A 25,802-nucleotide genomic window follows, 5' to 3' on the forward strand; every position below is an offset into this window, starting at 1 on the left:
TCAGTCCGGGCTGGACCCGCAGACCTCCTGGGCGAAGGCGAGGGCTGCCGCGGCACCCTCGGGGCCCATCCGGACGAGGACCTCGCCGGGTTCGCCGTCCAGCCGCAGCGCCACCCGGAACGCGGTGGCCCCACCCGACTCCGCGAATGCGTGCGCGTCGCACCGGGCCGGACCGACCGGAAGTGCGAGCACCAGCGGCTCGCCGTCCCCGGCCACGGAGGCGGCCGGCTCCCACACGGGCTGCCCGGGCGGGGTGAGCACGGGGGTGCCCGAGACCGTGTCGACCTGGACCCGGCGGCCGGGCCGACCCCGCGGGGTGACCCGCAGGAGCAGCTCGGCGGCGTCGTCACCCGTCGGGCGGAGCCGGTCGGCGAACGAGAGCGTGGCGACCCGGTCCAGGTCGAGCTGGAAGCACCGGGCCGCGACGTACCGCTGCACCACGTCGGCCTCGTCCTCCACGTGCACGCGGCGGACCGCGGAGCCGCTGACCTCGCGCGTGCTTCGCACCTCGACCACACCGGGAGCCGCACCCGGACGGAGACCTCCCTGGCCGCCGGGTCCCAGGCAGCGAGGTCGGGGCGGCAGCGCGAGCGGGAAGCCGCGAGCAGTCCCCGAGGGGATGGTCCGCAGCCGCTCCCCGCTGACCGGCCGCCGGAACCTGGGATCGCGGTAGCGCACCCGGATCGGCGTCAGCTCCGCGCCGAGTCCGTTGCCCACCCACACCTGGAACCGTCCCAGCGCCGCGTCGCGGGAGGACTGGCGCAGGTCGGCGACCAGCCTCCCGTCCGGCGGGTCGTCGTCGGACGCCGGCATCGGCGGCAGGGTGCTGATCGACGGGCTGCTGGGAGCGGACGGGGCCGACGAGCCGGCCGAGTCGGGCGGCGCCGCGCCGCTGCCCGTGCGGGGCGACGGCGAGCCGCCGGTGGCGCAGCCGGCGAGCAGCGCGACCGCCAGGAGCGTCCCGGCCACCAGCGTCCCGGGCAGCGTCCCGGGCCTCGGGATCCCCGGGGCTCGCGGCGTGCTCGGCGCGGACATGTCCGTCGTCCTCAGCCGGGGTCCATGCCCCAGCGACGCATCAGCGGCACGGAGACCGCGACCTCGAACAGGACGACGACGCCCAGGCTGAGGAAGAAGGCCCTGAGCACCTGCGCAGCGTCCACGTCGGGCGCGGCGAAGGCGAACCCTCCGACCAGCAGCACCAGCGGCCAGCCCTGGATCACCAGCCCCAGCACGACGACGAGTGGGACGACGACGCAGGCCAGGAGGAGACCGCTCAGGTCCCAGCCGCCCTCGGCGCTGTCCCCGTCCCCGTCCCCGTCCTCGGCCTCGTCCTCGGTCTCTGGCTGCTCCGCCGCCTCACCTTCGGACTGCTCCGCGGGAGCCGCAGCCATCGTCGGCCGAGCCGGGATCCAGAGACGCACCAGGACCCACAGCAACGCGGCACCGGAGCCCGCGCCCACGCCCCAGGCGAGGGACTCGTCCAGCGTCCAGGGACCGATCAGGTGACCGGCCATCGCGACGCCCGTCAGCACGGTCACCCCACCGGTCGCCGCCTCCAGGCGGCCGAGCCGACGTACGGCCTCGGCGGGCGGGGGCCCGTCGGCCGCGTCCGCTCCCTCGACACGAGTCATCTCGCCGCCCCCCTCAGGCCGGTGTGCGTGTCTCGCCAGTGTGCCCGAACCGACGCCGACCCGCACCCGTGCCGGCCCGCGCTGGTCACCGACCCGGTGAGGGCGACCCGGTCAGGAGCGTGCTGCGGGCGAGGCCGGCTCGTCGGCGGCGATCCCGACCTCGGGCAGGGTCCGCGCCACCAGCACGCCGAGCAGACCGAGAGCCGCCAGGAAGAGCAGCGCGACCTCGTTGCCGAAGGTCGCGAGCGCTCCGGACAACGCACCGGCCACCAGCAGCAGCACCCCGATCGCGGTGTTCGAGACCGCGACGTACTCGGTCCGCCGGTCGTCGCCGGCCATGTCGACGACGTAGGTCTTGCGGGCGACCCGGACGCCGGTGTGCACGAAGGCCAGCAACAGGTAGGTGACCGGGTAGAGGTAGGCCCACTCCCGCATCGGGTCGACCAGGAGCAGGGCCAGGAAGCCGAGCACCACCGCGGAGGAGAGCGCGGCCCCGAGCACCATCAGCCGGCGCGAGGAGCGGTCCGCCTGGCGGCCGAAGAGCCGGCCACCGACCAGTCCGGCGACGCCCTGGGCGATCACGAACGGACCCAGTCCGGCCAGGCCCGCCCCGCCCTCGGTCACCGCGAGCGCGACCACGAACGGCGGGCTGAGCGCGGAGACCAGCAGCAGGCCGCGGACCAGCACGAAGCGGCGCAGTCCGGCGTCCTCACGCAGGGAGGCGACCGCGCTGCGGAACCAGCCCTGGTCCTCGGCGTCGTCGACCGGCTCCTCGACGGGCTCCACGACGCCGGCGAAGACGACCGCGGCCAGCGCCCACGCCACCGCGGCGCCGGCCAGCAGGCCGACCAGCACCCCCAGGCCCACGTCGTCGCCCCCGAAGACCCGCAGCGCGAGCCCGAGCGTGACCGCGACCAGTCCCGCGGCCACCGTGACCAGGCCGTTGATCTGACCGCGCTGGCCCTTCGGCACCGTCCGCCCGAGCACGTCCTTGCCGGCCAGCGAGTTGAGCGCCCGGGAGGTGGAGAAGACGGCCAGCGCCAGCAGCACCCCGACCCCGGCCACCCAGCCCTCGGTGAGCAGGGCGACCAGCGCCATCGCCGCGACCGAGGCCGCCTGGCCGAGCGCGCCGGTCACCCAGATCCACCGGCGCACCGGCCGGCTCGCCACCCGCGGGGCCAGCGCCGCCTGCGGCAGCATCGAGCCCGACTCCCGGATCGGCACCAGCAGCCCGAGCAGCACCCCCGGCGCGCCGACCGCGCTGAGCAGCCAGGGCAGCACGGTCTTGGCGTTGACCACCTGGTCGCCGACGTTCTGCAGCGCGTCGGCCGCGACCTGGCGCAGCCCGTTGCTGCCGACGTGCTCGCGCACCTCGGGCCTCAGCGTGCCGGTGGTGTCGCGCCCGCCGGGCGTGCGGACCAGGCGGGCGAACAGGACGTCGGCGCGACTCACGGCACCACCGTAGTGATGGGCGTGGTGGCGCGCCTCAGTCGCCGTGGATGGGCTGGGTCGGCAGCTTGCGGACCCGCGCCCGACGCCGCTTGCGCTCGGGGATCATCGAGCGCATCTCCTCCAGCTTGCCGAAGCAGAGCAGCCGGTCGCCGTCCTCGAGCAGGGTCTTGTTGCGCGGGTTCGGGATCACCTGGGTGCCGCGGTGCAGGGTCAGCACGCTGATGTCGCGGTCGTCGAGCCCGGACTCGCCGAGCTTCTTGCCCACCAGGTCGGCCCCGGGGAGCACCACGATCTCGGCGACGCCGTACCCGGTGGAGACGGTGAGCCGCTGCCGCACGTCGATCTCGGGGAAGGCGACCTGGTTGTCGATGTAGTCGATGATCGCGCCCGCCACGTCCAGCTTGGTCGCGGACTCGATCCCCTCCAGGCCGGGCGAGGAGTTGACCTCCATCACCAGCGGCCCGTCGTCACCCTCGAGCATGTCGACGCCGGCGACCCGCAGCCCCATGATCTGCGCCGAGCGCACCGCCACCCGCTCGTACTCCGGGGAGAGCGAGATCCCCTCGACCGACCCGCCGCGGTGCACGTTGGAGCGGAACTCGTCGCCCTGCGCGCTGCGCCGCATCGCGGCGACGACCCGGTCGCCGACCACGAGGGCGCGGATGTCGCGGCCGCGCGACTCCTTGACGTAGCGCTGGATCAGCACGTTCTGCCGGGTGGACTGGAGGGTCTCGATGATCGCCTCGGCGACCTTGAGCTCGGGCGCCAGGATGACGCCGATCCCCTGGGTGCCCTCGAGCAGCTTGATCACCACCGGCGCCCCGCCGACCTGCTCGATCGCCGGGATCACGTCGGCGCGGTTGCGCACGAACATCGTCGCCGGCATCTCGATGCCGTGCCGGGAGAGGATCTGGGTCGCCCGCAGCTTGTCGCGCGAGTTCGAGATCCCGTACGACGGGTTGGGGGTGTAGACGTCCATCTGCTCGAACTGCCGCACCACGGCGGTGCCGTAGTAGGTGATCGAGTTCCCGATCCTCGGCAGGATCGCGTCGTAGTGCGACAGCGGCTTGCCCCGGAACTGCAGATCGGGCTCGTCGTGTGAGATGTCGATCGCGAAGCGGAGGGTGTCGAGCACCTTGACCGTGTGCCCGCGATCCTGCGCGGCGGTGCGCAGCCGCTGCGTACTGTAGGCGCGTGGCGCCCGGGAGAGGATGGCCAGCTTCAACGTGGATCCTTGAGGAGCAGGTGAGGTGACGAGCGCGAGTACCGCGGACGGGGCTCATTCAAACACCGACCCCCGTCAGCCCATCGTCGCCGGGTGGCGTGAGTGGGTGAGCCTGCCGGACGCGGACGTCCCCTGGCTCAAGGCCAAGCTCGACACCGGTGCCCGTACGTCGTCCGTGCACGCCTTCGACCTCACCGAGCTCGAGCGTGACGGACAGGCGTGGGTCCGGTTCTCGCTGCACCCGTGGCAGCGCTCCACCGACGACGCCGTGGTGGTCGAGTGCCCGATCCACGACCGTCGCTCGGTGCGCAGCTCCTCGGGCCACACCGAGGAGCGGCTGGTGGTGCTGATGGACCTCACCCTGGTCGGCCGCCGGATCACCTGCGAGATGACGCTGAGCCGCCGCGACGAGATGGGCTTCCGGATGCTGATCGGGCGCGAGGCGCTGCGCCAGGGGTTCCTCGTCGACCCCGCGCGCTCCTACCTGGGCGGGCGGCCCAAGCGCGGGACCCGGCGGAAGAACCGGGGACGACCGGCAGGGAGCGGCACGTGAAGCGCGTCGCGCGGGACTCGTTCGCCATCGGCCAGGTCCGGATCCGGCCCGGCAGCGCCCGGGAGCTCGAGCTGCCGGTCACCCGGCTGGTCACCGGCGCCGACGTGAGCCTGCCCGTCCGGGTGCTGCACGGCCGGGAGGACGGCCCCACGGTCTGGATCAACGCCGCCACCCACGGCGACGAGCTGGTCGGCGTGGAGGTCGTACGCCGGGTGCTCGCCGGCCTCTCCGCCAAGACGCTGCGCGGCACGCTGATCGCCGTCCCGGTGGTCAACGTGCTCGGGGTGATGACCGGGGACCGCTACCTGCCCGACCGACGCGACCTCAACCGGTCGTTCCCCGGCTCGCCGCGCGGCTCGCTGGCCTCGCGGATCGCCCACCTGATGATGACCGAGGTGGTCGCCAAGTGCTCGGTCGGCATCGACCTGCACACCGGCTCGGACCGGCGGACCAATCTGCCCCAGGTGCGCGCCGACCTCGACGACCCGGTCACCCGCGAGCTGGCGGAGGCGTTCGGTGCCCCGGTGATGCTGCACGCCAAGCTGCGCGACGGGTCGCTGCGGCACGCCGCCGGCCAGGTGGGTGCCACCGTCCTGCTGTACGAGGGCGGGGAGGCGTGGCGGTTCGACGAGTGGGCGATCGCCGCCGGCGTCGACGGCGTACGCCGGGTGCTCGGCCGGCTCGGGATGATCGACGAGGACGCCTCCGGCGGCTTCACTCCTGCTGACGGCGCCGGGGCCGCGGCGGGTGGCGGGGACACTTGTGGCGAGGACCCCCTGGTCAACGTCGAGTGCCGGGAGAGCACCTGGGTGCGGGCCCGGCACACCGGCTTCCTGCACCTCGACGTGACCCTCGGCCAGCGGGTCGAGGAGGGCGACCGGCTCGGGCACCTGTCCAACTCCTTCGGGCGGACGCTGCGGGTGATCCGGGCGCGCCGCGGCGGCATCGTGATCGGTCGGACCGAGGCGCCGCTGGTCAACTCCGGGGACGCCGTCGTGCACATCGCCACGCCTGCCTGAGTCGGGGGCGCCGGAGGGGTGTGCCCGACGGCGTCCGAGCCCTAGGCTGACGCATGGCCATCGCACGCTTCCCGACCATCGTCCTGGACTGCCCCGACCCCGACGCCCTCGCCTCGTTCTACGCCGCGCTGCTGGACTGGGAGATCCATCCGGACGAGGACGGGGGCTGGATCGACGTCCGTGCCGACTACGGGCAGAGCCTCTCCTTCCAGGGGGTGGCGAACTACGTGCCGCCGGTCTGGCCGGGGCAGGAGCAGCCCCAGCAGATGCACCTCGACGTGGTGGTCGACGACCTCGACACCGCGGAGAGCGCGGTCCTCGGGCTGGGCGCGACCAAGCACGAGCACCAGCCGGGCGAGAGCTTCCGGGTCCTCCTCGACCCGGCGGGGCACCCGTTCTGCCTCTGCCTGAGCTGACAGACGGGCTGCCCAGTCGGGAGCCATCCGGGCGGCACCTGGGCGGCACCTGGGCGTAGGTCTACGTCCGTCGGTGGTAGCGCAGGGACCCGTCGGGGTGCTGGGTGGTGGTGAAGGCGGGGTCGTGGGCACGTTGGTGGTGCCAGGGACACAGGAAGAGCAGGTCGTCCAGGTCCGTATTGCCGCCGTGGCCCCAGGGATCACGCCCGTGGTGGGCCTCGCACCAGGTCGAGGGGACCGAGCAGCCCTCGGCCCCGCAGACCCGCTGGGTCAACGTCTTCGCGGTCCGCTGGCTGTCGGTGAAGAACCGCGACGCCCGACCCTGGTCCAGCACCTGCGACTTCGCGCCCAGGACCACGGGGATGATCTGCGCCTGGCAGGCCAGCCTTCTGACCTGTCCCGCCGAGAGGGTGGTGACGTCCTCGCCGTTGCTGAGGATCGACCCCGTGCCGAGCCCGCTGCGTAGGGCTTCCAGGCTCATGGTGACCAGCACTCGGGTCGCCGACCCGCCGTGCGCCGGGACCCTGCTGGGGTCGGCGGCTTCGAGGAATGCGCAGAAGGCCTGCCCGTGCAACCGCTCCTGGGGCAACCGCAGACCCGTCGCGGGATCCCGGTGAGGAAACGCCCCCAGACCGGTGGCGGCACCGGTGTCCTTGCCGTCGTCCTGCTTCGGCGAGGTCCACGCCTCCAGATACGTCTTCAACCGCGCCGCCATCTGGTCCGGGATCCGCGCGGCCACGTCGGTGGCGCCGTCGCCCCGCTTGCGGAACGTCAACCGGGTGGCCGCGTTCGCCCGCCGCTCGGCCCGCTCCAGGACTTTGCGTTCGTGCTCCTCACAGGTGGCCGGGGCGACCACCGCCAGGATCTTCGCACCGAGTGCTTCCAGCTGGGCGGGGGTGAACACACCCGCGCACTCCACCAGGTGTGCTTCCGCGCGGGCGAGCACGTCGTCGGGGACCTCCTCACCCGGGAGCGGGTCGATCACCAACGCCTCCAGCGCCTTCACGATCACCCTGGCTTGGGGCAGGTTCACCGACCCGTCCTCCAACCCGGCACCCACCAGCCGCCACCGCGAGTCGAGTGCCTCAGCGAGCTTCTCCGCGGCCCGCGCGGACCCGTACCCGCACCGGGTCCGGCCCGCCACCCAGGTCGCCGCCGACTTCGCCCCATCACCCTGCGCCACCCCACCGGGCGCACCGAGGATGCCCAGCACCCGCATCCGCAGCCGCTCCAGCTGGTCGACTTGACGCGACAACCCCAGCAGCACCTCCCGCTGCTCACCCTCCGAGAGGAACGAGGGGTCCGCGCCCTTGGCGCAGTCCAGCGCCTCGTCCACCAGCCCGACCGCGCGTGCGATCGGATGCCCCACACCCGCCTGCTCCCACATCCCAAGGACCCCCGTCCCGACCTACCGAAGACCCCCGATGAGTCCCCGACAGACCCCAGTCAACCGGGCACCACTGACAAGACAGACCCCCAGCAGCACCCATTCCCACACTGTGGACACATGTTCGAAAAAGGGCAGACTGACCACTTCGCTACGCTCCCCAGATGGACCGCTCGATCGCTGCCTGGCGCCTCCGGACGCAGCACCTGAGCGCGCCGCACGCCGGGTCCGCGCTGGACGTCGTACGCCATCTCCTGGGCGTGCAGGCGGAGAACCCGAGCCAGTCGGCCTGGGCAGTGGCGACCCGCACCCAGGCACCTGACCCAGCCGACTTGGCCGGCCTGCTCGCGTCCGGTGACGTGCTGCGTACGCACGTGCTCCGCTCGACCTGGCACTACGTGGCGCGCGAGGACCTCGACCCGCTGCTCGCGCTGATGTCCCCGCGACTGCGCGACCTTCCCGGCGGGCAGCTGCGACGCGACCTCGGTTTCACTCCCGCCGAGATCGACCGGCTGGGCCAGGTGGTGGTGGAGACCGTGCGCGCGGCACCACACCGGACGCGATCGGAGATCGCCGCCGCGATGCACGAGCAGGTGCCCGACCTAGCCCCGCGTGCCACGGGCCGGATGACCGGCCTGCTGCTGGCAGGCCTGGAGATGGACCGCCGGATCTGCAGCGGGACACCGCGCGAGGCCGGCGCCGGAAAGGACCCGGAGCACACCTATGCCGCCTGGGAGGACCGGATCGGTTCCCGGGTCGAGCTCGACGAGGAGGGCCTGAACGAGGCGGTGGCGCGGCTGGCCTGGCGCTACCTGGTCGGGCACGGGCCTGCGACCGCCAAGGACCTCGCCTACTGGGCCACGCTCACGCCGGGACAGGCCACGCGTGGGATCGCCGCAGTCCGCGACCGGCTCTCCTCCTTCGAGCACGACGGGCGGACCTTCTGGCACCCCATCGACCACGATCCCCCGCCCGACCCAGCCGCCGCAGAGCCCCGGGGTCACCTGCTCCAGGTACTCGACGAGATGTACCGCGGCTACCAGGACTCCCGCTGGGTGCTCGACCCGGACGGCCTGGTGCCGCGCGGCCGGGAGACCGCGATCGGCATGGCGCTCGTGGCCGGTCAGCTCGTGGCCGGGATGAAGCGCACCCTGGAGGCCGAGCGGGTCCGCTTCGACCTCACACCGCACCGCGCGCTGTCGGCGCACGAGCTCTGCGCCATCGACGAGGCCGCCACCCGGTATGGCGCCTACCTGGGCAGGACACCCGTGGTGCGGGTCACGGGATGAGAGGAGTCAGGTGAGGCGAGTCGTGCGGCTCACGTGTGCGAGAGCGCCTCCGGGGCGTCCGGCAGCTCGAAGCCGCCCTCGTCGACGTAGCACCAGAACCACTCCTCGCCCGGCTCGTAGGAGCGGATCACCGGGTGCTGGGTCTCGGTGTAGTGCGCGGTGGCGTGCCTGCCCGGGGAGGAGTCGCAGCAGCCGATGTGTCCGCAGTCCTGGCACATCCGCAGCTGGACCCACTGGGTGCCGTCGCGCAGGCACTCCAGGCAGCCGTCGCCCGACGGCGCGGCGGCGAAGGTGAGCTGGGTGGCGTGGACACAGGGATCGGCCATGTCTTCGAGTGTGCGCTCGCGTCGGTGGCGGTGTCGAGGGCCGGGAGCCGGCTACTCGAACGGCCGCCACTCCTCCGGCGGGTCCTCGCCGGTGCGGCCGTCGACCGCCTCCCGGAGCAGGTCGGCGTGCCCGGTGTGCCGGCCGTACTCCTCGACCAGGTCGAAGAGCAGGCGGCGCAGGCTCGCCGGGGTCCCGTCGGGCCCGGTGACGGCACACGGGTGGTCGAGGCCGCCCGCATCGAGCGCCTCGCCGACCCGCTGCCGCGCCCGTCGTACGGCGTCGTCGTAGCGCCGGTAGAGCTCGGCGGCAGCGTCCGAGCCGGCCGAGGTGAAGTCCCAGTCGGGGTGCTCCTCCCAGTCGGCGGAGGCCCAGGGCTCCCCCGGCGAGGTGCCGGCCAGCTTGCTGGTGAACATGTGGTCCTCGACCAGCGCGAGGTGCTTGAGCAAACCGCCCAGGGTGAGCGCCGAGGACGGGAGGGCGACGCGCAGCCCGGCCTCGTCGAGCCCGTCGGCCTTCCAGCGGAAGGTCGCGCGCAGCCGCTCCAGCGAGCCGAGCAGGTGCTCGGCCTCGGTGCCCGCGAGCGGCGGCTCCCACGGGGGCTGCGGTTCGAGCGACGGGGTCGCGGCGTCCTCCATCTCCCGGACGCTAGCCCTAGGCTCCCGTCATGGGTACCCCCCAGCTGTCGCGTCGCGACGCCCGGCGGATCGCCGTCCGGGCGCAGCTGCTGAGCGCGGACCGGCCTGAGACGGTGCTCGACACGGTGCGGCACCTCGGCTTCCTGCAGGCGGACCCGACCGAGGCCGTGGCCCGCAACGCCGACCTGGTGCTCTGGTCACGGCTCGGTTCCGGCTACGACCGCCGCGAGCTGGAGGAGGCGGTCGGCACCGGGCAGCTCGTCGAGCTCGACATGCGGTTGCGGCCCGCCGAGGACGTCGCGCTCTACCGCGCGGAGATGGCCGCCTGGCCGGGACCGGGCCCGCTCAAGGAGTGGCAGGTGCGGACCCTCGGCTGGCTCGAGGCCAACGACGCCTGCCGCCGCGACATCCTGGAGAAGCTGTACGACGAGGGTCCGCTGCCGGCGAGCGCCCTCCCGGACACGACGGCGGTGCCGTGGGAGTCGAGCGGGTGGACCAACGACCGCAACGTGCGCAGGCTGCTCGACCTGATGGCTGCCCGCGGCGAGGTGGCGGCGGCCGGTCGGGAGGGCCGGGTCAAGCTCTGGGACCTGGCCGAGCGGGTCTACCCCGACGTCCCGGTGGTCCCGCTGCCCGAGGCGCTGGCCGAGCGCGACCGGCGGCGGCTGCGCGGGCTCGGCATCGCCCGGGCGAAGAGCCCCAAGATGCCCGGCGAGCCGGACCACGTCGGCGAGGCCGGCGTCCTGGCCACCGTCGACGAGGTGCCGGGCAGCTGGCGGGTGGACCCGGCGTATCTCGACGACGGGACGACGTTCCGCGGCCGCACCGCGCTGCTCTCACCGCTGGACCGGCTCGTCTTCGACCGGCGGCGGATCGCGGAGCTGTTCGGGTTCGACTACCAGCTGGAGATGTACAAGCCGGCGGCGAAGCGGCGCTGGGGCTACTGGGCGATGCCGGTGCTGCACGGCGACCGGCTGGTCGGCAAGGTCGACGCCGTCGCCGACCGGGAGTCGGGCGTGCTGCGGGTGCACACGGTGCACGAGGACGAGCCGTTCAGCAAGGCGCTGACCGGCTCCGTCGACCGGGAGCTGCGGGATCTCGCCGGCTGGCTCGACCTGGAGCTGGAACGCGGATGAGGGACGTCCTTGCGCGGCGTACTCCCCTCACCCGCGTCGCAGGCCCTAGTCTCCGGCCATGACCACGCACCCGGACGCGCCGGCCGCACCCCAGACCCGGCAGCGCCCGGGGTGGCGGGTGTTCGTCCTCTCCGCGACGTTGATGGTCGCCGGGATCGTGATCGCGTTCGCCAGCTTCACCTATGCCGGGTGGTGGTGGAACGGGGGCGGCGCCGAGGTGCCGCGGGACGGGAGCAGCCACGAGGTGGCCGTCTTCGAGCCGGGGAGCGACTACGCGCTGTGGAGCGAGCAGTGGCTGATCGACCCGGAGTGCGAGATCGTCGACGCCACCGGCAACGCGGTGGAGCTGCGGGCCGTGCCGCCCTCGGAGCGGACCACGGTCGAGATGCAGGGCGTCGGCGATCCCGAAGTCTCGTTCGTCTTCACCGCCCCGGAGACCGACACGATGACCGTCACCTGTGCCGCGATCGAGTCCAACCCGGTCGTGGCCGTCGAGGTGGGCCCGGCCCCGATCGGCCTCTACGTCGCCCTGATGAACTGGGGTCCGGGCTTGCTGGGCGTGGGTCTGTGGCTGGCGGGCGTGGCGGTGCTCATCTACGGCGCCTGGCACCACGTGCCGACGCGGCGGCAGGACGCCTGACGCCTCGGCCCGTCTCCGGGGAACACCCGACCGGCTCGCGAGGTTGTCCTCGCATGCGGATCGAGATCTGGAGCGACGTCGTCTGTCCTTGGTGCTACATCGGCAAGCGGCGGATGGAGACCGCGCTGGCCGACTTCGGCCACGCCGACGAGGTCGAGGTCGTGTGGCGCTCCTTCCAGCTGGACCCCACCGCCCCGCGTACCGGCGGTGAGCGCTCGGCCGAGATGCTCGCCGTCAAGTACGGCATGAGCCCCGAGCAGGTGCAGCAGGCGCAGGCACAGATCACCGAGACGGCCGCCGCCGAGGGGCTGGAGTACCGCCTCGACGAGACCCGGCACGTCAACACGGTCGACGCGCACCGGGTCATCCACCTGGCGCTCGCCGAGGGCGGCCCCGAGCTGCAGGGACGGGTGAAGGAGGCGCTCCTGAAGGCGTACTTCACCGAGGCCCGCAACGTCGCCGACCCCGCCGTGCTGCGTGAGGTGGCAGTGGACGCCGGGCTCGATGCCGACCGGGTCGACGCGGTGCTCGCCTCCGACGAGTTCACCGCCGAGGTCTCGGCGGACATCGAGCAGGCGCGCCGCTACGGCGCCACCGGCGTCCCCTTCTTCGTGATCGACCAGAAGTACGGCGTCTCCGGCGCCCAGCCCGCCGCCGCGCTCGCGGAGGTTCTCACCAAGGCGTGGGAGGAGTCGCGGCCGAGCCTGAGCATGGTGGACGGCGGAGGCGACGTGTGTGGGCCGGAGGGTTGTACGCCGTAGTTGGGGCGAGCCTCGGGGCGCGTGAGGCCACAGTCGGGTCTTCCACGAGGACGGCACAGGGCTGCGTCACTTCGCCGCGAGCCGGACGCCCGGACCTGTAGCCCGCCCGGATCTGCCGCGACCGTTGAGCCTCTGCACGTCTGGCGTGCAGCACGTTCGATGGACTGGGGGCGTACGGCGCCCAGACGAGGGTAGGTACGGGCCGACGGCGCCGGACGCCGAGCTCGTCGCGCGCGCAACAGATGTTTCTAGACGCGGCTGCCTACGCGGCACACGCTGATGGGTGCGTTGGTCCGCGGGCAGGCCTCATGTTTCTGTCAGCATTCCGACGTGAACCTGACACAGATCAGTGCGGCTTTCGAGGACGCAGGCACTCCGCTCATCCGCACTGACTTTGCCAGCGACTCCGCATGGTCCGTCGTTGTCGAACAGGTCACCAAGCCGGTCGACTTCGATGACCCCGACAACACTGACCCAGGCGACGACGGATACGTGCCCTACGTCGTCATCGTCGACGACCCAGAGTTCACAGGTGTTGACGGCCCTGCGCTAGCAGAAGCACTCCCCACCATCGAATCGGGCGGGTACGTACTCCTCGCCGACGCGCGATGCATGGAGGAGGCTACCGCCGGCGGCGAGCTCACGCTCGCGTACGTCGACCTCTCGGTCTCGGATCCGGAAGACGCCGAACTATTCAACTCCTTCATGGGCCGCACGTTCCGGTGCGCGGTCGCTGAGATCGCCTCGATAGAGGCCAATCTCTCGATCGCCAACATGGACTTTCACGAGTTTGCTGACAACGCTTATCCAGACGGCGTCTTCCGGGGCTTCGCCGACTAGCGTCCGCGCGTCCCGTCGTCGGACCTGCCCATTCGCCCGCGTTGGACGCACGCCGCCTGTCGGTTTCCGCGATTAGGCTGCCGAGCGTGACGGACCCGGACTTCGATGCTCGTCTGACGCGGCTCATGAGTAACTTGGATGAGACCCTGAACCTGCTGCTTAACCACGGTGAAAATCACTGGTTCAAGTGGGCTACTTCGTGCCGGGCTGCGTTGCATAACAACGACGCTGCCGCTTTCGATCGTGTGCTTGGTGCGTTCGGCGGCATGGGGACTTTCAACGACCTCTGGATCCTGAGCGTCAACGGTCACGCCGTCGAACCGGACCAGGAAGCGACGGTCAATGACCGGCTGACCGAGCTGCGCTCATTGATCTGGGATGACGCGATGGCCTTGAGGCACGAGCTACGAGCGTCGTCGTAGGCCCGCTACGAACGTCCGTTTGCGACCCGCCAGGGTCGAGCGGCGCTGCGTCATTCCCCCGCGAGTCGGGCCCACGGGTCTGCCGGTGTGCGCCTGATCCGATTTACTCTCGCGGCATGGACGAGCACGCCAGGCGGGTCTACGCACCACTTCTTGACGCATGGGACGACTTCGAGCAGGGACGGGCGACCCTGTTGGACCTGTCTCGGTTAACCGAGCAAGCGTCGGAGGCATTGGACAACGCAAGCGCTCCATTGCCTCAAGAACTCCGCGAAGCCGCCGCAGACCTGGAGTACGCGCATTACGCCAACGAGCGAGAAGAGCATCTGTCGGCTGGCAGGCGCATCCTCGGCCCGCTATTGATACAACTGGAATCCTGACCCAAAACGACCGCACCTGCCGCGACGAGTGCGTCCTCCCCCCGCTAAGGGGAGCCCGTGCCCAGCCGCTCGCGCCGGTGACTGTCTGCGCACCCACAGGACGCGCTGCACGTATTCACTCGAAGGCTCGTATGCCGACGCGACAAGCCGACTCTCGGGAGATCCTGGGGAAGGTGGAAGCGACACGGTGGAACTCACCCCAACCTGAGCAGGAGGGTGCAACGTTCCTTAGGTGACAGGTCCCAGGGGAAGTCCCGACCGAGGCGGGAGCGGCGAGTGGATGACCAGGAGTTCACCGAGTGGGCGGTCGGGTGCCAGCGCTCCCTGCTGCGTTCGGCCTACCTGCTGACCGGAGACCTGCACCGCGCCCAGGACCTGGTCCAGGAGGCGCTGGTCAAGGTCGCGCTGCGCTGGCCCAAGCTCCGCGACGGCAACCCGACGGCGTACGCGCGCAGGATCGTCGTGCACGACAACGTCAGCTGGTGGCGCCGGCGCCGGGAGACCGCCGGCGCGGCGCTTGATGACTCGGTGCCCGAGGAGATCAGCAGCGACCCCGTCACCGCGCTGGTCATCCGCCGGGCACTGATGCGGCTCACCCCGGCCCAGCGGGCGGTGCTGGTGTTGCGGCACCTCGACGACCTGTCCGAGCGCGAGACGGCCGCGATCCTGGGAGTCAGCATCGGCACCGTCAAGAGCCAGAACGCCGCAGCCCTCGCCCGACTGCGCACCGGTGCGCCGGAGCTGCTCGACCTGACCGGAGGACCCCATGAGTGAGCTTCGCGACCTGCTGGCCCGCGCCACCGATCGGATCGAGAGCCCCCGGCTCGAACAGGCGGCAATGCAAAACGCGAGGCGTCGCCGTACCCGCCGTCGGGGGGCGGCCGCCGCGGTCGTCACCTCGGCCCTAGTGGTCACGACGCTCGTCGGCCTCCAGGTCGCCGACCGCGGGGACGGGCTCGGGCCTGTTGCACCGGCGGGGCCGACCCCGACGAGTGTGCCCTCGCCCTCGGCCTCCGCGTCGGCGTCCGGCTCCGCGGAGAAGGTGTGGCCGCAGTGGGACCCGCGCGACGTCGACCAGCTGCCCGCGGCTCCGGACCGGATCGCTCCCGCGCTCCCAGACGTGATCGACCCGCCCACCTCCTCCCCGCTGCTGAGTGACGACCCGGTCGGCGTGGGGGTTCTGGCGGTCGAGCAGGGCGGCCTGGCCCAGGTGCTCGGCACGGACGGCGACTGGCGCACGGTGCCGATCGACGGGAGGTTCCCGGTGGTCTCCCTCAGCCCCGAGGGCACCCGGCTCGCGGTCCACTACGGCTACGACAACCGGGTCGGGGTGTACGACTACCGCGTGACGGTGCACGACCTGGCCACCGGCGGCAGCCGGACGTTGGAAGCGCCCCCAGGACTCGAGCCCTGGGACTACGCCGGGTGGACGTTCCTCGACGAGGAGATGATGCTGTTCAGCAGCGGCCCGCAGAGCTACGCCGTGGCGATCGGCTCAGGCGAGGCGGAGGAGATGTCCCTCCCCGCCGGGATGTCCATGACGCTGGATCCAGCCGGCGATTGGCTTTCCAGCGCCGACTTCACGGAGCCCAACGTGCTCACCGACTACGCCGGCGGCACTCCACGTGAGGTGAGCATGGACCGGACCGGCCGCCTCCTGCGGATCCAGGCCGACGAGGACACCGTGGTGGGCACGACGTACGACGACCAGCCGTTCTCGGTGGTGGTCGCCGACCGCCAGACGCTGACCCCGCAGTTCCGACTCCCGGTGCTCGACTACGACGCCAACTACAGCAACTGGGGACTGGGCGCCGTCGCGATCGCAGACGACGGGACGGTCCTGCTCCGCGTCGCGGCGATCGGACGCCGGGTCGACGGCTTCCGGCTGGTGGCGTGGGACCCCGCCGAGGGCGGGTTGTCGATCGTTGCCGCCACAGCCCTGCCGGTGGCGGCGTCGGTGGTGTTTGCCCAAGCCGCTCTGCGCGCCATCGCTTAGGCATGAGGACGGCCCCCGGAGTCCGAAGAGCGCGGCGCGGACGACTTCCGACGCGGCACTGCCACACTCCCTCCCGTGAGTCTCGCAGCCGCCGTCCTCGCCACCTTCGTCCTCGCGGCCATCTCCGTCGTGCAGATCGCCGCCGCGACCGGACGACCCGTGGGCCGCTTCGTGTGGGGCGGGCAGCATGAGGTGCTCCCTCGCGGGCTGCGTATCGGCAGCGCCCTCTCGGTCGTGCTGTACGCCGCGATGGCAGCCGCGCTCATCTCTCGAGCCGCCGGTCGGGAAGGGGCACTGGTCGCCGTGGTCTGGGTGCTCGTCGGCTGCTTCACCCTGGGGATCGCCATGAACGCGGCGTCCCGGAGCCGATCGGAACGCGCCGTGATGACGCCCGCGTGCGCCATGCTGGCCGGGTGCTCGTTGCTGGTGGCGCTCAGCGCATGAGGGAGGAGGGCGGGGCGATGCGAACTGCGTTCGTCTGCACTCTGGTGGCGCTCCTCGCGGCCTGCAGCACGCCTGCCAGCGACACCGAGCGACTCCCGAGGCCTCCCTCCACCGCTGACGCTGCGGGGGAAGCGCCGGCGCCATCCGAGCCATCCACGAGTGCTGCACCCGCGCCGAGGACACAGCCGCCGCCGCGTGACTGGAGCCGCGTCCCCTGGACCGGCGGCCGCCGCCGGGTAGCCCCTGACGCCGCCACGCAGGCGCCCAGCGTCCTGACGGACCCCGCGCGCGCTCAGCTGGTCTACCACCCCACTGAACGGCTCGACGATCCCGACGGATGGGCAGGCGAGCGCCTCTTCTTCCTCGGCGTGGACGACCGCTGGCGCACTCTGGACATGGGCGACTTGGGTCTTCCCGAGGACTCGTGGCAGGGCCCGGACACCTACGGATCCGGTGCCCTGTCGCGGGACGGACGCCTCTGGGCAGCGCACACCCGCGGAGGTGCTGTCCTGCTCGACCTGACGAGCGGCGCGGTCCGGCGCGTGCCGTTCCCGGCAGGTCGCTCCGACGTGAGATACGTGGACTGGATACCGGGCCAGGACGTCGTCTCTGCGTACGCCGCGGCGGCACAGTCGTCCAAGTACTCCACCTTCCACTTCGGCAGAGAAGGCCGCGTGACCCCCGTCAGGTACCCGGCGTGGCGTACCCGGTTCGACGTCGACGGCACGCCGGTCGAGATCAGGGGAGCCTCGCGTCAGCGACTCCGGGTGAAGCGCTGGGCCGACGACGCTGTCACGTCGTCGACCCTCACTCCCGGCGTAGAGGTCCCTCGCCAGATCCGCCGCCGCGCGTTCGGCGTGTTCCACACCAAGTACGTCGCGCTCCTCGCCGCCCGCCGCTCGTGGCCGAGTCGGCAGCCCGCGCAGGTCTGGGTGCTCGACAAGGGCACCGGTGCGATGGCCGCCCGGCTGCAGGTCCCGGCAACCACCAGCATCGTGGGGTGGACTGACGACCGGCTGCGGCTGCTCATCGCGAACCGTCGCCTGGTCGACTGGGAGCCGCGCACCGGCCGCCTCAGACGAGTGCTGGATCTGCCCGGCCCGTACCCGGCCCACGGGGAGTGGGCAGGCACGACTGTCTCGCTCCCGTCCCCATGAGGTTGAGGACGCCTCTGCGCGGCGAGCGTCAGAACGCCGTCGTCAGAGCCCCAGCACCCCCGGGTTCAGGATCCCTGCCGGGTCCAGCGCGGCCTTCGCCCCACGCAACGCCGCGGCGAACGGGTCCGGCCGCTGGCGGGCGTACCAGGGCGCATGGTCGCGGCCGACCGCGTGGTGGTGAGTGATCGTGCCGCCGTGCGTGGTCATCGCCTCGGAGACGCCGGCCTTGATCTCGTCCCACATCGGCAGCAGCGAGCCCCAGCGGCCCGAGGCGTAGACGCCGTAGTACGGCGCCGGGCCGTCCGGGTAGACGTGGGTGAACCGGCAGGTGATCACGCCGGTGATCCCGAGCGCACCCATCACGTCGTACGCCGCGGTGGTGATCGCCGCGTGCATCGTCGGGAACCGGTCCCAGGTGCAGGCGGTCTCGAAGGTCTCCGCGATCAAGCTGCGGCGAGTGACGGCGTCGCGCTGGTAGGGCATCCGGAGGAACGAGGAGCGCCAGGCGTCCGCCGGGTCACCCGGGCCGGTGGTCTCCGCCGCGGCTGCGGCCGCGTCCTTGACCGACGGCTCCCCCGGCTTGCCGCCGTGGTCGCGGGCGAGCTCGATCGCCCGGTCCAGGAGCACGTCGACCGGGTGGTCGGCCGACTCGAAGGCCAGCACCAGCAGGCCGCCGCGGGTGGAGGAGCCGACGTTGAGCAGCGCCTCCATCGGGTCGAGCAGCCGGCAGTTCGACGGGTTGAGGCCGCTCTGCGCGACCGCCCGGGTGGCGGCCACCGCCGCGTCGAAGGAGTCGAAGTCGACGGTGACCCCGGCCCGCCAGCGGGGCCGGTCCTGGAGCCGCATCCACGCCTCGGTGATGATCCCCAGCGTGCCCTCGGAGCCGAGGAACATCCGGTCCGGCGACGGACCCGCCCCCGAGCCGGGCAGCCGCCGCGACTCCCCGACCCCGGTCGGGCTGACCACCCGCAGGCTCTCGGTGAGGTCGTCGACGTGGGTGAGCACGGTGGCGTAGTGGCCGCCGGCGCGGGTGGCGAGCCAGCCGCCGAGGGTAGAGAACTCGAAGGACTGCGGGAAGTGCCGCAGCGTCAGCCCGTGCGGGCGCAGCTGCGCCTCGAGCGCCGGACCGAGGACGCCGCCCTGGATCCGCGCGGCCCGGCTGACCGGGTCGATCTCCAGCACCTGGTCGAGCGCGCCCAGGTCGAGGCTGACCGCCGGGCCGTCGAACCGCGCCTCCACGCCGCCGACCACCGACGTACCGCCGCCGAACGGCACCACGGCCACCGAGGCGGACGTCGCCCAGTCGAGCACGTCGACCACGTCCTGCTCCGAGCGCGGGCGCAGCACCAGGTCCGGCGGGTGCGCCAGGTCGCCCTGGAGGTTGCGGACCACGTCGCGGTAGGCCTTGCCGTGGGTGTGCGCGGCCCGGTCCTCGGGCTCGGCCGAGGCGATCTCGGCCAGCGACGCGGGGACCTCGACCTGGGGCGCCTTCAGGTCGAGGTCGGCCACGGCGGGCGGGGCGTGCGGGGTGAAGTCGTGCTCGGGGAGCAGCGCCGCCACCCGGGCCACCAGCTCCTCGGCCTCGGCGCCGACGACGGCGTGCTCCTCGTTGCCCCAGCCCCACCACGATCGCGTCATGGGGGCGACCCTAAGGGCGGTCGGGCTCCTGCGGCTCGGCTTCGGCGCGCTTGGCCGAGTCCTCTTCGGTGACCTGGGCGGTGTCTGCGGCCGTGAGCTGCGCGGCCCGCTTCCGCGCGTCCTGGTCGCGGCGCCGCTTGATCTCGCGCTGCGCGAGGGCGGCAGCGAGCAGTACCGGCCAGACGTACTTGAGCAGGTCGAGCAGGCTCTGCAACCAGGCGGGCAGGCTCCAGTCGGGAAGGCTCCATTCCGGCCAGGGGATCGACCAGTCCGGCCACGGGATGGTCGGCCACGGGATCGACCAGTCCGGCCAGGGGATCTTGGGCCAGGGGATGTCGGGCCAGGGGATGTTGGGGAGGGCGAACCGGCCGAGCAGCCAGATCAGCACGATCGGCACCACGACCCCGGCGACGGCTGCGGCGGTCCGGCGTACGGCGTACTGGGTGGGGTGCTCGCGGATCCACGCCTCCCGCTCGGCAGCCTTGGAGCCGGGCTCGGGGTCGAAATCGAGCCCGCCGATGCCGAGCGTCGCGGCCGCGAGGGCCGGCTTCCCCGGCTCGCCGCCCCACCAGGTGACCCGGCGGGCCGGACCGACGAAAGTGGGCAGCTTGAGCTTGACCGCGCCATGGTCGCCGCCGTCCAGGGTCACCGTGTCGTCGGACGTCTTCTCCGACGCGACCTCCTCGTCGTCCACCGTCCAGGTGATCGCGCGCTGGAATCCAGCCTCGGTCAGCTCCACGACGTGCGCGCGGCCGTCGTGAGTGAGCAGCCAGCGCTCGACTTCCTGGGTCATGGCGTCAATACTAGAGTGCGTACTCCATTATTTGCCAGCAGCTGGGAGGATCCGGGTATGGCACGCACGGTCGACCCGGCCCGCCACGAGGCGCGACGGCTGCAGATCATCGACGCCGCGCTCACCTGCTTCGCCCGCGACGGCTACGACCGGGCGACCACCGCCGCGATCTGCCGCGAGGCGGGCATCGGCTCGGGCACCTTCTTCCACTACTTCCCGACCAAGCTCGCGGTGCTGCTGGCGATGCTGGAGCTCGGCACTGCCGAGGAGCAGGAGTGGTTTGCCGCGCAGGCCGGCCGCGACGACGCCCGGGGCGTGCTCGACGACTACGTGGCCCACACCGCCGAGGAGATGGCCGACGTCCGGGTCGCGGGACTGGTCCGCGCGGTCGGCGCGGTGATGTCCGAACCGGAGGTCACCGGCACCCTGGAGCTCGACACCGCGGCGATCCGCGCGGGGCTGCTGCCCTGGGTACGCGCCGCCATGGAGGCCGGCGACGTGCGCGCGGACCTGCCGCCCGAGCAGCTGGTGCTCTGGCTCCAGGCCCTGCTCGACGGCTACCTCGGGGTGGTGGTCACCGAGCCCGGGTTCGACGCCGCGCGCGCGGCCGAGACGCTGCGCGACGCCGTACGCCGGCTCCTCGCGCCCTGAGCCGCGGCAGGCCCCTGCCAGCCCGCTGGGAGCGCCGCGGAGGTCACTGCTCCCGATTCACTGCGCCCACTATCACTGAGCCCGGCGCCACCACGAGCGGCGCCGCGGCTCCGGCTCGACCCGATGCCCGAGGGCCACCTTGAACGCCCGCTCCGCTGCCGCCTCGCCCTCCACCACCGCACCTGACCCGGGATAGTCATGGAGCCACCGCAGCAGCCCTGCCGCGGAGTCGGTGACCGTGAGGACCGGCCGGCCGGGCGAGCCGAGTGCGATGTCGCCCAGGACCCCCTCCCGGTCGGTGCCGAACCTGACCCACCACGAGCTGTCCGTGTCCGACGCCACTAGGTGGGCCGGCGCGGGCTGCCAGAGGACGTCGGCGCCCGGCTCCGCCCAGTGGGCCAGCGCCCGGTCCACGCAGTCTGCCGCGACGTCGGGGTGCAGCGCAGGCGGCTCGAGGGAGCTGACCTCGCTCGCCGCGAGCGCCACGTTGATCGCCTCGTGAGCCAGCAGCCGCGCGACCTCGTGCGAGGTCCCCGGACGCCCGAAGTAGTCGAGCTCCACGTCCGGACCGACGTCGACCAACAGTCGCGTCAGCTCGTCCCGAACCCGGCTGATCTCGGCCAGCACGTCCTCCAGCACGACCGGCGGGGTCTGCCCCTCGTAGGCACGCCAGTCCGACTCCGGGTGCCGGAGAAGCCACTCCCAGACCGCCAGCGTCCCCAGGTGCTCCTGCGCGTAGGTCAGCGCCTCCTCCTTCAGCGGCCCGACCCGCTCCTCGGGGAGCAGTCGGCCGAGCGCCTCCACGCCGGCGCGGCCGTGCCGGTCGAGCAGGTCGAGGTACTGGGTGTGCGGCAGCAGGGCGGTCGGAGTCACGCCACGACCCTAGGCGGCGTCCGCCGGACGGAGATCCAACTGGACCGGGTCAGGGCTTGAGCACCACCTTCGTGCACTCCTGCTCCTTGTGCTTGAAGATGTCGAAGCCGTGCGCCGCGTCGGCCAGCGGCAGGTGGTGGCTGATGATGAAGGTCGGGTCGATCTCCCCGCTGCGGATCCGCCGGTAGAGGTCGGGCAGGTAGCGGTGGACGTGCGCCTGGCCGGTGCGCACCGTGACCGAGCGGTTCATCAGCGACCCGATCGGGAACTTGTCGACCAGTCCGCCGTAGACGCCGACGATCGAGACCGTGCCGCCGTTGGCGACCGAGAGGATCGCCTCGCGCAGCGCGTGCGGCCGCTCGGTGGAGAGCTTGGCGACCTGCTTGGTCTTGTCGTACGCGTGGATCGCGGTGACGTCGGTGTGCGCCTCCATGCCGACCGCGTCGATCACCCGGTCGGGCCCGCGTCCGGCGGTGAGCTCGCGCAGCTCCTTGAGCACCGACGTGTTCTCGTAGTTGAGCGGGTGCGCGCCCGTGTGCTCGGCGGCCATCGCCAGCCGCTCCGGCACCCGGTCGATCACGATCACCTTGGCCGCGCCCATGATCTGCGCGGCCAGGCAGGCGAACTGCCCGACCGGGCCGGCGCCCCAGACCGCGACCACGTCGCCGGACTGGATGTCGCACATGTCGGCGGCCATCCAGCCGGTCGGCAGCACGTCGGTGAGGAAGAGCACCTGGTCGTCGCTGAGGTCCTCGTCGACCTTGAACGGCCCCACGTCGGCGAACGGCACCCGGGCGTACTCCGCCTGGCCGCCGGGGTAGCCGCCGAGCATGTGGGAGTAGCCGAAGATCCCGGACGGCGAGTGGCCCATCACCTTCTCCGCCTCGCCGGCGTTGGGGTTGGAGTTCTCGCACAGCGAGGTCAAGCCGCGCTGGCACGGCGTGCAGGCGCCGCAGGCGATCGGGAACGGCACGATCACCCGGTCGCCGACCTGCAGGTCAGGGCGCCGCTCGCGCGCCTCGGGGCCCAGCTCGACGACCTCGCCCATGAACTCGTGGCCGAAGATGTCGCCGGGCATGAACGTCGGGATGTAGCCGTCGTACAGGTGCAGGTCGGAGCCGCAGATCGCGGTCGAGGAGACCTTGATGATCGCGTCCCGGGGGTTGAGCAGCTTCGGGTCCGGGACCTCCTGGACGTCGACCTTGCTAGGGCCCTGCCAGACGACCGCCTTCATCGGCTGCTCCCTTCGTTGCTCGCGTGCTCGTTGGGCTGCTTGTCGTTGGGCTGCTTGTCGTTGGGCTGAGCCGGCCCCTGGAGGAACTGCCGCTTCGCCTCGGTGCCGTGCGGGAGGATCTCGGTGCGCACCACCGAGCCGGTCTCCATCACCTGCTTGAACCGGCGCAGGTCGTCGCGGACCTGCTGCTCGGGCTCCTCGCCGAAGAGACGCGCGACCGCGCGGCCGACCCGCCCGCCGGGGACGTCGTAGTGCAGCACCACCCGGACCTCGGTGCCCCGGTCGCCGGGCGCGGGGGCGAAGTGCACGGTGCCGGAGTTGGCGACCGTGGCCCCCTTGAGCGAGCGCCAGGCCAGGCGGCGGCCGGTCTCCTGGCTGGTGATCTCGGCGTCCCAGGAGACCTTCTTGCCGGCCGGGCCCTTGGCCACCCAGTGGCTCGTGCCGTCGCCCTGGGTGGTCACCGACTCCAGGTGGAGCATGAACGAGGGCAGGTTGCCCAGGTCGCGCCAGAACGCGAAGACCTCGTCCGGCGGTCGGTTGACGGTGGTCGACGCCTCCAGGCTGAGCGGTCCGGGACGGCCCTTGCCGTGCTGGGCGCGAGCGGTACGCACCGCGGCGTACAGGTCGACGGCCGCGATCCCCGCGACCGCGGCGGTGGCCAGGTTGACCCGGGTGAGCCGCTCACCCTGCCCCCTCTTGCCCCATCCCCGCAGGCCGGTTCGCTCGGCTCGCCGCGTCTTCATCGCGTGACCGAGCAGTGCCAGGTCGAGCGCGTCCCCGGCGACCCGGGTCCACACCGAGCGCTGCGGGCCGACCAGGCAGGCCGCCGCGTGCACGAGCTCGCGGGCGCCGACCGCGCGGATCACCCCCGGGGCGCTCGCACTGTCGTCCACCCCCGCGAGCCGGGCCACCGAGCCGGGCCGCAGGAGCATCGGGACGCCGAGGCCGAGGCTGGCGACGCCGAGGCCGCGCACCAGGCGGCCGGTTGCGCGTTCTGGGTTCTGGGTCGACTTCATGCGACTGCTCGTACCCCCGTCATGGCGGGCCATGCCCTCACGTCCGCGGCTGGGCGGGGTTGGTGGGGACTCCCTGGGACGGCGGGTTCTGCTTGGGCCCCTGGGTCGCCGGGGAGACCGGCGAGCCGCCCGACGCCCCCTGCTGCACCTGCGTCGCCGAGGCCGTCGGGTCGCCTCCCGAGGGTTGCGCGTCGCCTGTCTGCAGGGCCTGCAACCGGTGCTCCAGGATCTGCACCACCTGGATCCGGTCGGCGTGCGCGCGTTCGTAGGCCAGCACCTGCTCGACCCCCGCGGCGTCCAGCGTCCGCACCCGGGACTCGAGGGCGCCGCTGCTGAGGTCGTCGTAGTCCGGCAGGGGAAGGTCGTGGTGGGTCATCGTGCGCTCCTTCACTGGGTCGGGTTCAGGGTCGGGTTCAGGGCCTGGGATGCCCAGGCCGCGAGCTGGTCATCGCGGGGTGGTCAGGGGCGGGGGTCGGTGCGCTTCCAGGGCCGTTCGTCGCGACGGCCCCCCATCGCTGCGGCGCAGCGCCGGCACACGTCGGAGACCTGGTCGGCGTCGCGCCCGGTCGCGGGCTGCACGTCGACCCACTCCACGTGGGAGAAGCGGCGCAGCTCGGACCGGTGGATCGAGAGCCCGCACAAGGTCTGGTTGGTGCCCGGCGTCCAAGCGTGGACCTCCCCCGACGGCATCCGGTAGCCGTCCGGGTCCGTCCAGGCGCCGGTCGCCGCCACCGCGGCGGTCTTGGGGGCCTTCATGCACGATTCGGTGCCCGTTCCCCGGGCGGGGCATTCCTCGTCGTCGCCCCCGGCTTCGCGTCAGCGCAGGGCGCGCACCACCAGGGCGGCGGCGTCAGCGACCAGCGCGTCGTCGTACGCCGCGTCCTTCTCGCCGCGGTCGGAGAAGACCGCGACCACGATCGGCGCCCGGCCGGGCGGTGTGACCAGCGCGAGGTCGTTGCGGGTGCCGTAGCCGCCCCCTCCGGACTTGTCCGCCACCACCCAGTCCGGCGGCACCCCGGCCCGGACCAGCGCGTCGCCGGTGGCGTTGCCGCTCATCCAGCGCAGCAGGGTACGGCGAGCCGCTGGCGCCAGGGCGTCGTCGACGGCGTACGCCCGCAGGACCTCGGCGAACGCCCGCGGGGTGGTGGTGTCCCGGTCGTCGCCGGGACGGGCCTCGTTGAGCGTCGGCTCGGTCCGCGCGACCACGGTGACGTCGTCGCCCACGGCTCGCAGCGCGCGCTGGAAGCCGGCGGGTCCGCCGAGCGCGTCGAGCATCAGGTTGGCGGCGGTGTTGTCGCTCTCCCGCACCGCCGCCTCTGCGATCCGGCGCAGCGGCAGCCCGGTGGCCACGTGCTGCTCGGTCACCGGGGAGTGGTCGACCAGGTCGGCTTCGCCGTAACGGACGACCTCGTCCCACTCCTCCGGCTCGAGCCGGTCGAGCAGAGCGGCGGCCGCCAGCGCCTTGAACGTCGAGGCGTAGGCGAAGCGCTCATCGGCGCGGTGCTCGACCGTGGTCCCGCTGCCGGTGTCGACGGCGAAGACGCCGAGCCGGGCGTCGTACTGCTGCTCCAGCGGGGAGAAGTCCACGTCCGCCGGAGTGGCCGTGCCGGAGGCGGTGGGCGAGCCGGACGGCGTGGCCGAGGAGGCGGTGGCCCCGGGGTCAGGCGATCCGGTGGGCGTCTCGGCGGGGCTGCAGGCACCCAGCCCGAGGGCGAGCACCCCCGCCGCAGCGCAGGTGAGCAGGCTCGGCAGACGGGGGCGGTTGGACGGGCGGGGGCGGGTCGGACTCATCACGACAGGCTCCTCGTGATCGACGGTGACTTCCCTCGGTCAGGAGGCACGAACCTGTCACAGAGCCCTTCCCGCCCCCAAGACCGCCCGCGCGGC

General features: G+C 72.5%; 30 protein-coding genes. 15 read left to right on the forward strand and 15 right to left on the reverse strand.

Going from position 1 to position 25,802, the window contains the following annotated elements; translation table 11 throughout:
* From H8838_RS18875 to rimK, 4 genes are all read right to left on the reverse strand, one after another.
* Positions 1-1,035 carry a hypothetical protein gene (locus tag H8838_RS18875; protein WP_185994336.1) on the reverse strand — a complete coding sequence of 345 codons (1,035 nt, stop codon included), beginning with the start codon at positions 1,033-1,035 and terminating at the stop codon, positions 1-3.
* A gap of 11 nt (positions 1,036-1,046) precedes the next feature.
* Positions 1,047-1,631 carry a hypothetical protein gene (locus H8838_RS18880; protein ID WP_185994335.1) on the reverse strand — a complete coding sequence of 195 codons (585 nt, stop codon included), beginning with the start codon at positions 1,629-1,631 and terminating at the stop codon, positions 1,047-1,049.
* A 111-nt stretch (positions 1,632-1,742) separates the two neighbouring features.
* Positions 1,743-3,083 (reverse strand): MFS transporter, encoded by a 1,341-nt coding sequence (locus H8838_RS18885; RefSeq protein ID WP_185994334.1) that lies wholly within the window; start codon positions 3,081-3,083, stop codon positions 1,743-1,745.
* Positions 3,084-3,117: 34 nt separating this feature from the next.
* Positions 3,118-4,308 (reverse strand): 30S ribosomal protein S6--L-glutamate ligase, encoded by a 1,191-nt coding sequence (rimK, locus tag H8838_RS18890; RefSeq protein WP_181312965.1) that lies wholly within the window; start codon positions 4,306-4,308, stop codon positions 3,118-3,120.
* 25 nt (positions 4,309-4,333) lie between these two features.
* Between rimK and H8838_RS18895 the strand changes: the two genes are divergently transcribed.
* From H8838_RS18895 to H8838_RS18905, 3 genes are read left to right on the forward strand one after another with little or no spacing between them, the layout of a single operon-like run.
* Positions 4,334-4,861, forward strand: a complete 528-nt coding sequence (locus tag H8838_RS18895) for an ATP-dependent zinc protease family protein (protein ID WP_185994333.1) — start codon at positions 4,334-4,336, stop codon at positions 4,859-4,861.
* A complete protein-coding gene (locus tag H8838_RS18900; RefSeq protein ID WP_224766262.1) occupies positions 4,858-5,880 on the forward strand; it encodes a succinylglutamate desuccinylase/aspartoacylase family protein in 1,023 nt (340 codons plus the stop codon). The genes H8838_RS18895 and H8838_RS18900 overlap by 4 nt, the downstream gene beginning before the upstream one ends.
* Before the next feature lie 53 nt (positions 5,881-5,933).
* Positions 5,934-6,296: a VOC family protein gene (locus H8838_RS18905; RefSeq protein WP_185994332.1), complete on the forward strand. Its 363-nt coding sequence runs from the start codon at positions 5,934-5,936 to the stop codon at positions 6,294-6,296.
* Positions 6,297-6,357: 61 nt separating this feature from the next.
* Here H8838_RS18905 and H8838_RS18910 read toward each other — a convergent pair whose 3' ends face one another.
* Positions 6,358-7,665 carry an HNH endonuclease signature motif containing protein gene (locus H8838_RS18910; protein ID WP_185994331.1) on the reverse strand — a complete coding sequence of 436 codons (1,308 nt, stop codon included), beginning with the start codon at positions 7,663-7,665 and terminating at the stop codon, positions 6,358-6,360.
* 182 nt (positions 7,666-7,847) lie between these two features.
* Here H8838_RS18910 and H8838_RS18915 point away from each other — a divergent pair, with 182 nt between their 5' ends.
* Positions 7,848-8,972 (forward strand): winged helix DNA-binding domain-containing protein, encoded by a 1,125-nt coding sequence (locus H8838_RS18915; RefSeq protein WP_185994330.1) that lies wholly within the window; start codon positions 7,848-7,850, stop codon positions 8,970-8,972.
* 29 nt (positions 8,973-9,001) lie between these two features.
* Here the strand turns inward: H8838_RS18915 and H8838_RS18920 are convergent, their stop codons facing one another.
* The gene (locus tag H8838_RS18920; RefSeq protein ID WP_185994329.1) at positions 9,002-9,298 is read right to left on the reverse strand and encodes a UBP-type zinc finger domain-containing protein; all 297 of its coding nucleotides are present in this window, start codon (positions 9,296-9,298) and stop codon (positions 9,002-9,004) included.
* Positions 9,299-9,349: 51 nt separating this feature from the next.
* The gene (locus tag H8838_RS18925) at positions 9,350-9,934 is read right to left on the reverse strand and encodes a DinB family protein (RefSeq protein ID WP_185994328.1); all 585 of its coding nucleotides are present in this window, start codon (positions 9,932-9,934) and stop codon (positions 9,350-9,352) included.
* 29 nt (positions 9,935-9,963) lie between these two features.
* Here H8838_RS18925 and H8838_RS18930 point away from each other — a divergent pair, with 29 nt between their 5' ends.
* From H8838_RS18930 to H8838_RS18975, 10 genes are all read left to right on the forward strand, one after another.
* Positions 9,964-11,070 carry a DNA glycosylase AlkZ-like family protein gene (locus tag H8838_RS18930; RefSeq protein WP_185994327.1) on the forward strand — a complete coding sequence of 369 codons (1,107 nt, stop codon included), beginning with the start codon at positions 9,964-9,966 and terminating at the stop codon, positions 11,068-11,070.
* Between the two features lie 58 nt (positions 11,071-11,128).
* A complete protein-coding gene (locus tag H8838_RS18935; protein ID WP_185994326.1) occupies positions 11,129-11,710 on the forward strand; it encodes a hypothetical protein in 582 nt (193 codons plus the stop codon).
* A gap of 53 nt (positions 11,711-11,763) precedes the next feature.
* Positions 11,764-12,471 (forward strand): DsbA family oxidoreductase, encoded by a 708-nt coding sequence (locus tag H8838_RS18940; RefSeq protein ID WP_185994325.1) that lies wholly within the window; start codon positions 11,764-11,766, stop codon positions 12,469-12,471.
* Positions 12,472-12,801: 330 nt separating this feature from the next.
* On the forward strand, positions 12,802-13,311 hold the full coding sequence (locus H8838_RS18945) for a DUF6924 domain-containing protein (RefSeq protein WP_185994324.1): 510 nt from the start codon (positions 12,802-12,804) through the stop codon (positions 13,309-13,311).
* Between the two features lie 86 nt (positions 13,312-13,397).
* A complete protein-coding gene (locus tag H8838_RS18950) occupies positions 13,398-13,733 on the forward strand; it encodes a DUF6966 domain-containing protein (protein ID WP_185994323.1) in 336 nt (111 codons plus the stop codon).
* 116 nt (positions 13,734-13,849) lie between these two features.
* A complete protein-coding gene (locus H8838_RS18955) occupies positions 13,850-14,113 on the forward strand; it encodes a hypothetical protein (RefSeq protein ID WP_185994322.1) in 264 nt (87 codons plus the stop codon).
* 276 nt (positions 14,114-14,389) lie between these two features.
* Complete coding sequence (locus H8838_RS18960; protein ID WP_181312949.1) at positions 14,390-14,887, forward strand: SigE family RNA polymerase sigma factor; 498 nt, start codon at positions 14,390-14,392, stop codon at positions 14,885-14,887.
* Complete coding sequence (locus H8838_RS18965) at positions 14,880-16,109, forward strand: hypothetical protein (protein WP_185994321.1); 1,230 nt, start codon at positions 14,880-14,882, stop codon at positions 16,107-16,109. The genes H8838_RS18960 and H8838_RS18965 overlap by 8 nt, the downstream gene beginning before the upstream one ends.
* 75 nt (positions 16,110-16,184) lie before the next feature.
* Positions 16,185-16,553, forward strand: coding sequence for a hypothetical protein (locus H8838_RS18970; RefSeq protein WP_185994320.1), 369 nt, complete (start codon positions 16,185-16,187; stop codon positions 16,551-16,553).
* Positions 16,554-16,948: 395 nt separating this feature from the next.
* On the forward strand, positions 16,949-17,710 hold the full coding sequence (locus H8838_RS18975) for a hypothetical protein (protein ID WP_185994319.1): 762 nt from the start codon (positions 16,949-16,951) through the stop codon (positions 17,708-17,710).
* 42 nt (positions 17,711-17,752) lie between these two features.
* On the opposite strand, the gene H8838_RS18980 is transcribed toward H8838_RS18975, so the two are convergent.
* Positions 17,753-19,348, reverse strand: a complete 1,596-nt coding sequence (locus H8838_RS18980; protein WP_185994318.1) for an FAD-binding oxidoreductase — start codon at positions 19,346-19,348, stop codon at positions 17,753-17,755.
* A gap of 10 nt (positions 19,349-19,358) precedes the next feature.
* Entirely contained in the window at positions 19,359-20,141 is a 783-nt protein-coding gene (locus tag H8838_RS18985) for a hypothetical protein (RefSeq protein WP_185994317.1), read from the reverse strand.
* A 57-nt stretch (positions 20,142-20,198) separates the two neighbouring features.
* Here H8838_RS18985 and H8838_RS18990 point away from each other — a divergent pair, with 57 nt between their 5' ends.
* Entirely contained in the window at positions 20,199-20,792 is a 594-nt protein-coding gene (locus tag H8838_RS18990; protein WP_185994316.1) for a TetR/AcrR family transcriptional regulator, read from the forward strand.
* A gap of 72 nt (positions 20,793-20,864) precedes the next feature.
* On the opposite strand, the gene H8838_RS18995 is transcribed toward H8838_RS18990, so the two are convergent.
* The 6 genes from H8838_RS18995 to bla all read right to left on the reverse strand — a co-directional run bounded on the left by H8838_RS18995 (position 20,865) and on the right by bla (position 25,706).
* Positions 20,865-21,665: a hypothetical protein gene (locus tag H8838_RS18995; RefSeq protein ID WP_181312941.1), complete on the reverse strand. Its 801-nt coding sequence runs from the start codon at positions 21,663-21,665 to the stop codon at positions 20,865-20,867.
* 49 nt (positions 21,666-21,714) lie between these two features.
* Positions 21,715-22,899: a zinc-dependent alcohol dehydrogenase gene (locus H8838_RS19000; protein ID WP_185994315.1), complete on the reverse strand. Its 1,185-nt coding sequence runs from the start codon at positions 22,897-22,899 to the stop codon at positions 21,715-21,717.
* Positions 22,896-23,915: an SRPBCC family protein gene (locus H8838_RS19005; protein ID WP_185994314.1), complete on the reverse strand. Its 1,020-nt coding sequence runs from the start codon at positions 23,913-23,915 to the stop codon at positions 22,896-22,898. The genes H8838_RS19000 and H8838_RS19005 overlap by 4 nt, the downstream gene beginning before the upstream one ends.
* Before the next feature lie 37 nt (positions 23,916-23,952).
* Complete coding sequence (locus tag H8838_RS19010; RefSeq protein ID WP_181312938.1) at positions 23,953-24,291, reverse strand: hypothetical protein; 339 nt, start codon at positions 24,289-24,291, stop codon at positions 23,953-23,955.
* Positions 24,292-24,374: 83 nt separating this feature from the next.
* Positions 24,375-24,671 carry a hypothetical protein gene (locus H8838_RS19015; RefSeq protein ID WP_185994313.1) on the reverse strand — a complete coding sequence of 99 codons (297 nt, stop codon included), beginning with the start codon at positions 24,669-24,671 and terminating at the stop codon, positions 24,375-24,377.
* A gap of 60 nt (positions 24,672-24,731) precedes the next feature.
* Positions 24,732-25,706 carry a class A beta-lactamase gene (gene bla / locus H8838_RS19020; protein WP_185994312.1) on the reverse strand — a complete coding sequence of 325 codons (975 nt, stop codon included), beginning with the start codon at positions 25,704-25,706 and terminating at the stop codon, positions 24,732-24,734.
* Positions 25,707-25,802 lie beyond the last annotated feature (96 nt).

Origin of the sequence: Nocardioides campestrisoli (genome assembly GCF_013624435.2) — a bacterium.
Lineage (GTDB): Bacteria > Actinomycetota > Actinomycetes > Propionibacteriales > Nocardioidaceae > Nocardioides > Nocardioides campestrisoli.

Excerpts from the sequence above, each read along its gene's own strand:
- H8838_RS18875 (WP_185994336.1), bottom strand. The coding sequence starts at position 1,035 with ATGTCCGCGCCGAGCACGCCGCGAGCCCCGGGGATCCCGAGGCCCGGG.
- H8838_RS18880 (WP_185994335.1), bottom strand. The coding sequence starts at position 1,631 with ATGACTCGTGTCGAGGGAGCGGACGCGGCCGACGGGCCCCCGCCCGCC.
- H8838_RS18905 (WP_185994332.1), top strand. The coding sequence starts at position 5,934 with ATGGCCATCGCACGCTTCCCGACCATCGTCCTGGACTGCCCCGACCCC.
- H8838_RS18915 (WP_185994330.1), top strand. The coding sequence starts at position 7,848 with ATGGACCGCTCGATCGCTGCCTGGCGCCTCCGGACGCAGCACCTGAGC.
- H8838_RS18920 (WP_185994329.1), bottom strand. The coding sequence starts at position 9,298 with ATGGCCGATCCCTGTGTCCACGCCACCCAGCTCACCTTCGCCGCCGCG.
- H8838_RS18925 (WP_185994328.1), bottom strand. The coding sequence starts at position 9,934 with ATGGAGGACGCCGCGACCCCGTCGCTCGAACCGCAGCCCCCGTGGGAG.
- H8838_RS18930 (WP_185994327.1), top strand. The coding sequence starts at position 9,964 with ATGGGTACCCCCCAGCTGTCGCGTCGCGACGCCCGGCGGATCGCCGTC.
- H8838_RS18935 (WP_185994326.1), top strand. The coding sequence starts at position 11,129 with ATGACCACGCACCCGGACGCGCCGGCCGCACCCCAGACCCGGCAGCGC.
- H8838_RS18940 (WP_185994325.1), top strand. The coding sequence starts at position 11,764 with ATGCGGATCGAGATCTGGAGCGACGTCGTCTGTCCTTGGTGCTACATC.
- H8838_RS18955 (WP_185994322.1), top strand. The coding sequence starts at position 13,850 with ATGGACGAGCACGCCAGGCGGGTCTACGCACCACTTCTTGACGCATGG.
- H8838_RS18965 (WP_185994321.1), top strand. The coding sequence starts at position 14,880 with ATGAGTGAGCTTCGCGACCTGCTGGCCCGCGCCACCGATCGGATCGAG.
- H8838_RS18975 (WP_185994319.1), top strand. The coding sequence starts at position 16,949 with ATGGGCGACTTGGGTCTTCCCGAGGACTCGTGGCAGGGCCCGGACACC.
- H8838_RS18980 (WP_185994318.1), bottom strand. The coding sequence starts at position 19,348 with ATGACGCGATCGTGGTGGGGCTGGGGCAACGAGGAGCACGCCGTCGTC.
- H8838_RS18985 (WP_185994317.1), bottom strand. The coding sequence starts at position 20,141 with ATGACCCAGGAAGTCGAGCGCTGGCTGCTCACTCACGACGGCCGCGCG.
- H8838_RS18990 (WP_185994316.1), top strand. The coding sequence starts at position 20,199 with ATGGCACGCACGGTCGACCCGGCCCGCCACGAGGCGCGACGGCTGCAG.
- H8838_RS19000 (WP_185994315.1), bottom strand. The coding sequence starts at position 22,899 with ATGAAGGCGGTCGTCTGGCAGGGCCCTAGCAAGGTCGACGTCCAGGAG.
- H8838_RS19005 (WP_185994314.1), bottom strand. The coding sequence starts at position 23,915 with ATGAAGTCGACCCAGAACCCAGAACGCGCAACCGGCCGCCTGGTGCGC.
- H8838_RS19010 (WP_181312938.1), bottom strand. The coding sequence starts at position 24,291 with ATGACCCACCACGACCTTCCCCTGCCGGACTACGACGACCTCAGCAGC.
- H8838_RS19015 (WP_185994313.1), bottom strand. The coding sequence starts at position 24,671 with ATGAAGGCCCCCAAGACCGCCGCGGTGGCGGCGACCGGCGCCTGGACG.
- bla (WP_185994312.1), bottom strand. The coding sequence starts at position 25,706 with ATGAGTCCGACCCGCCCCCGCCCGTCCAACCGCCCCCGTCTGCCGAGC.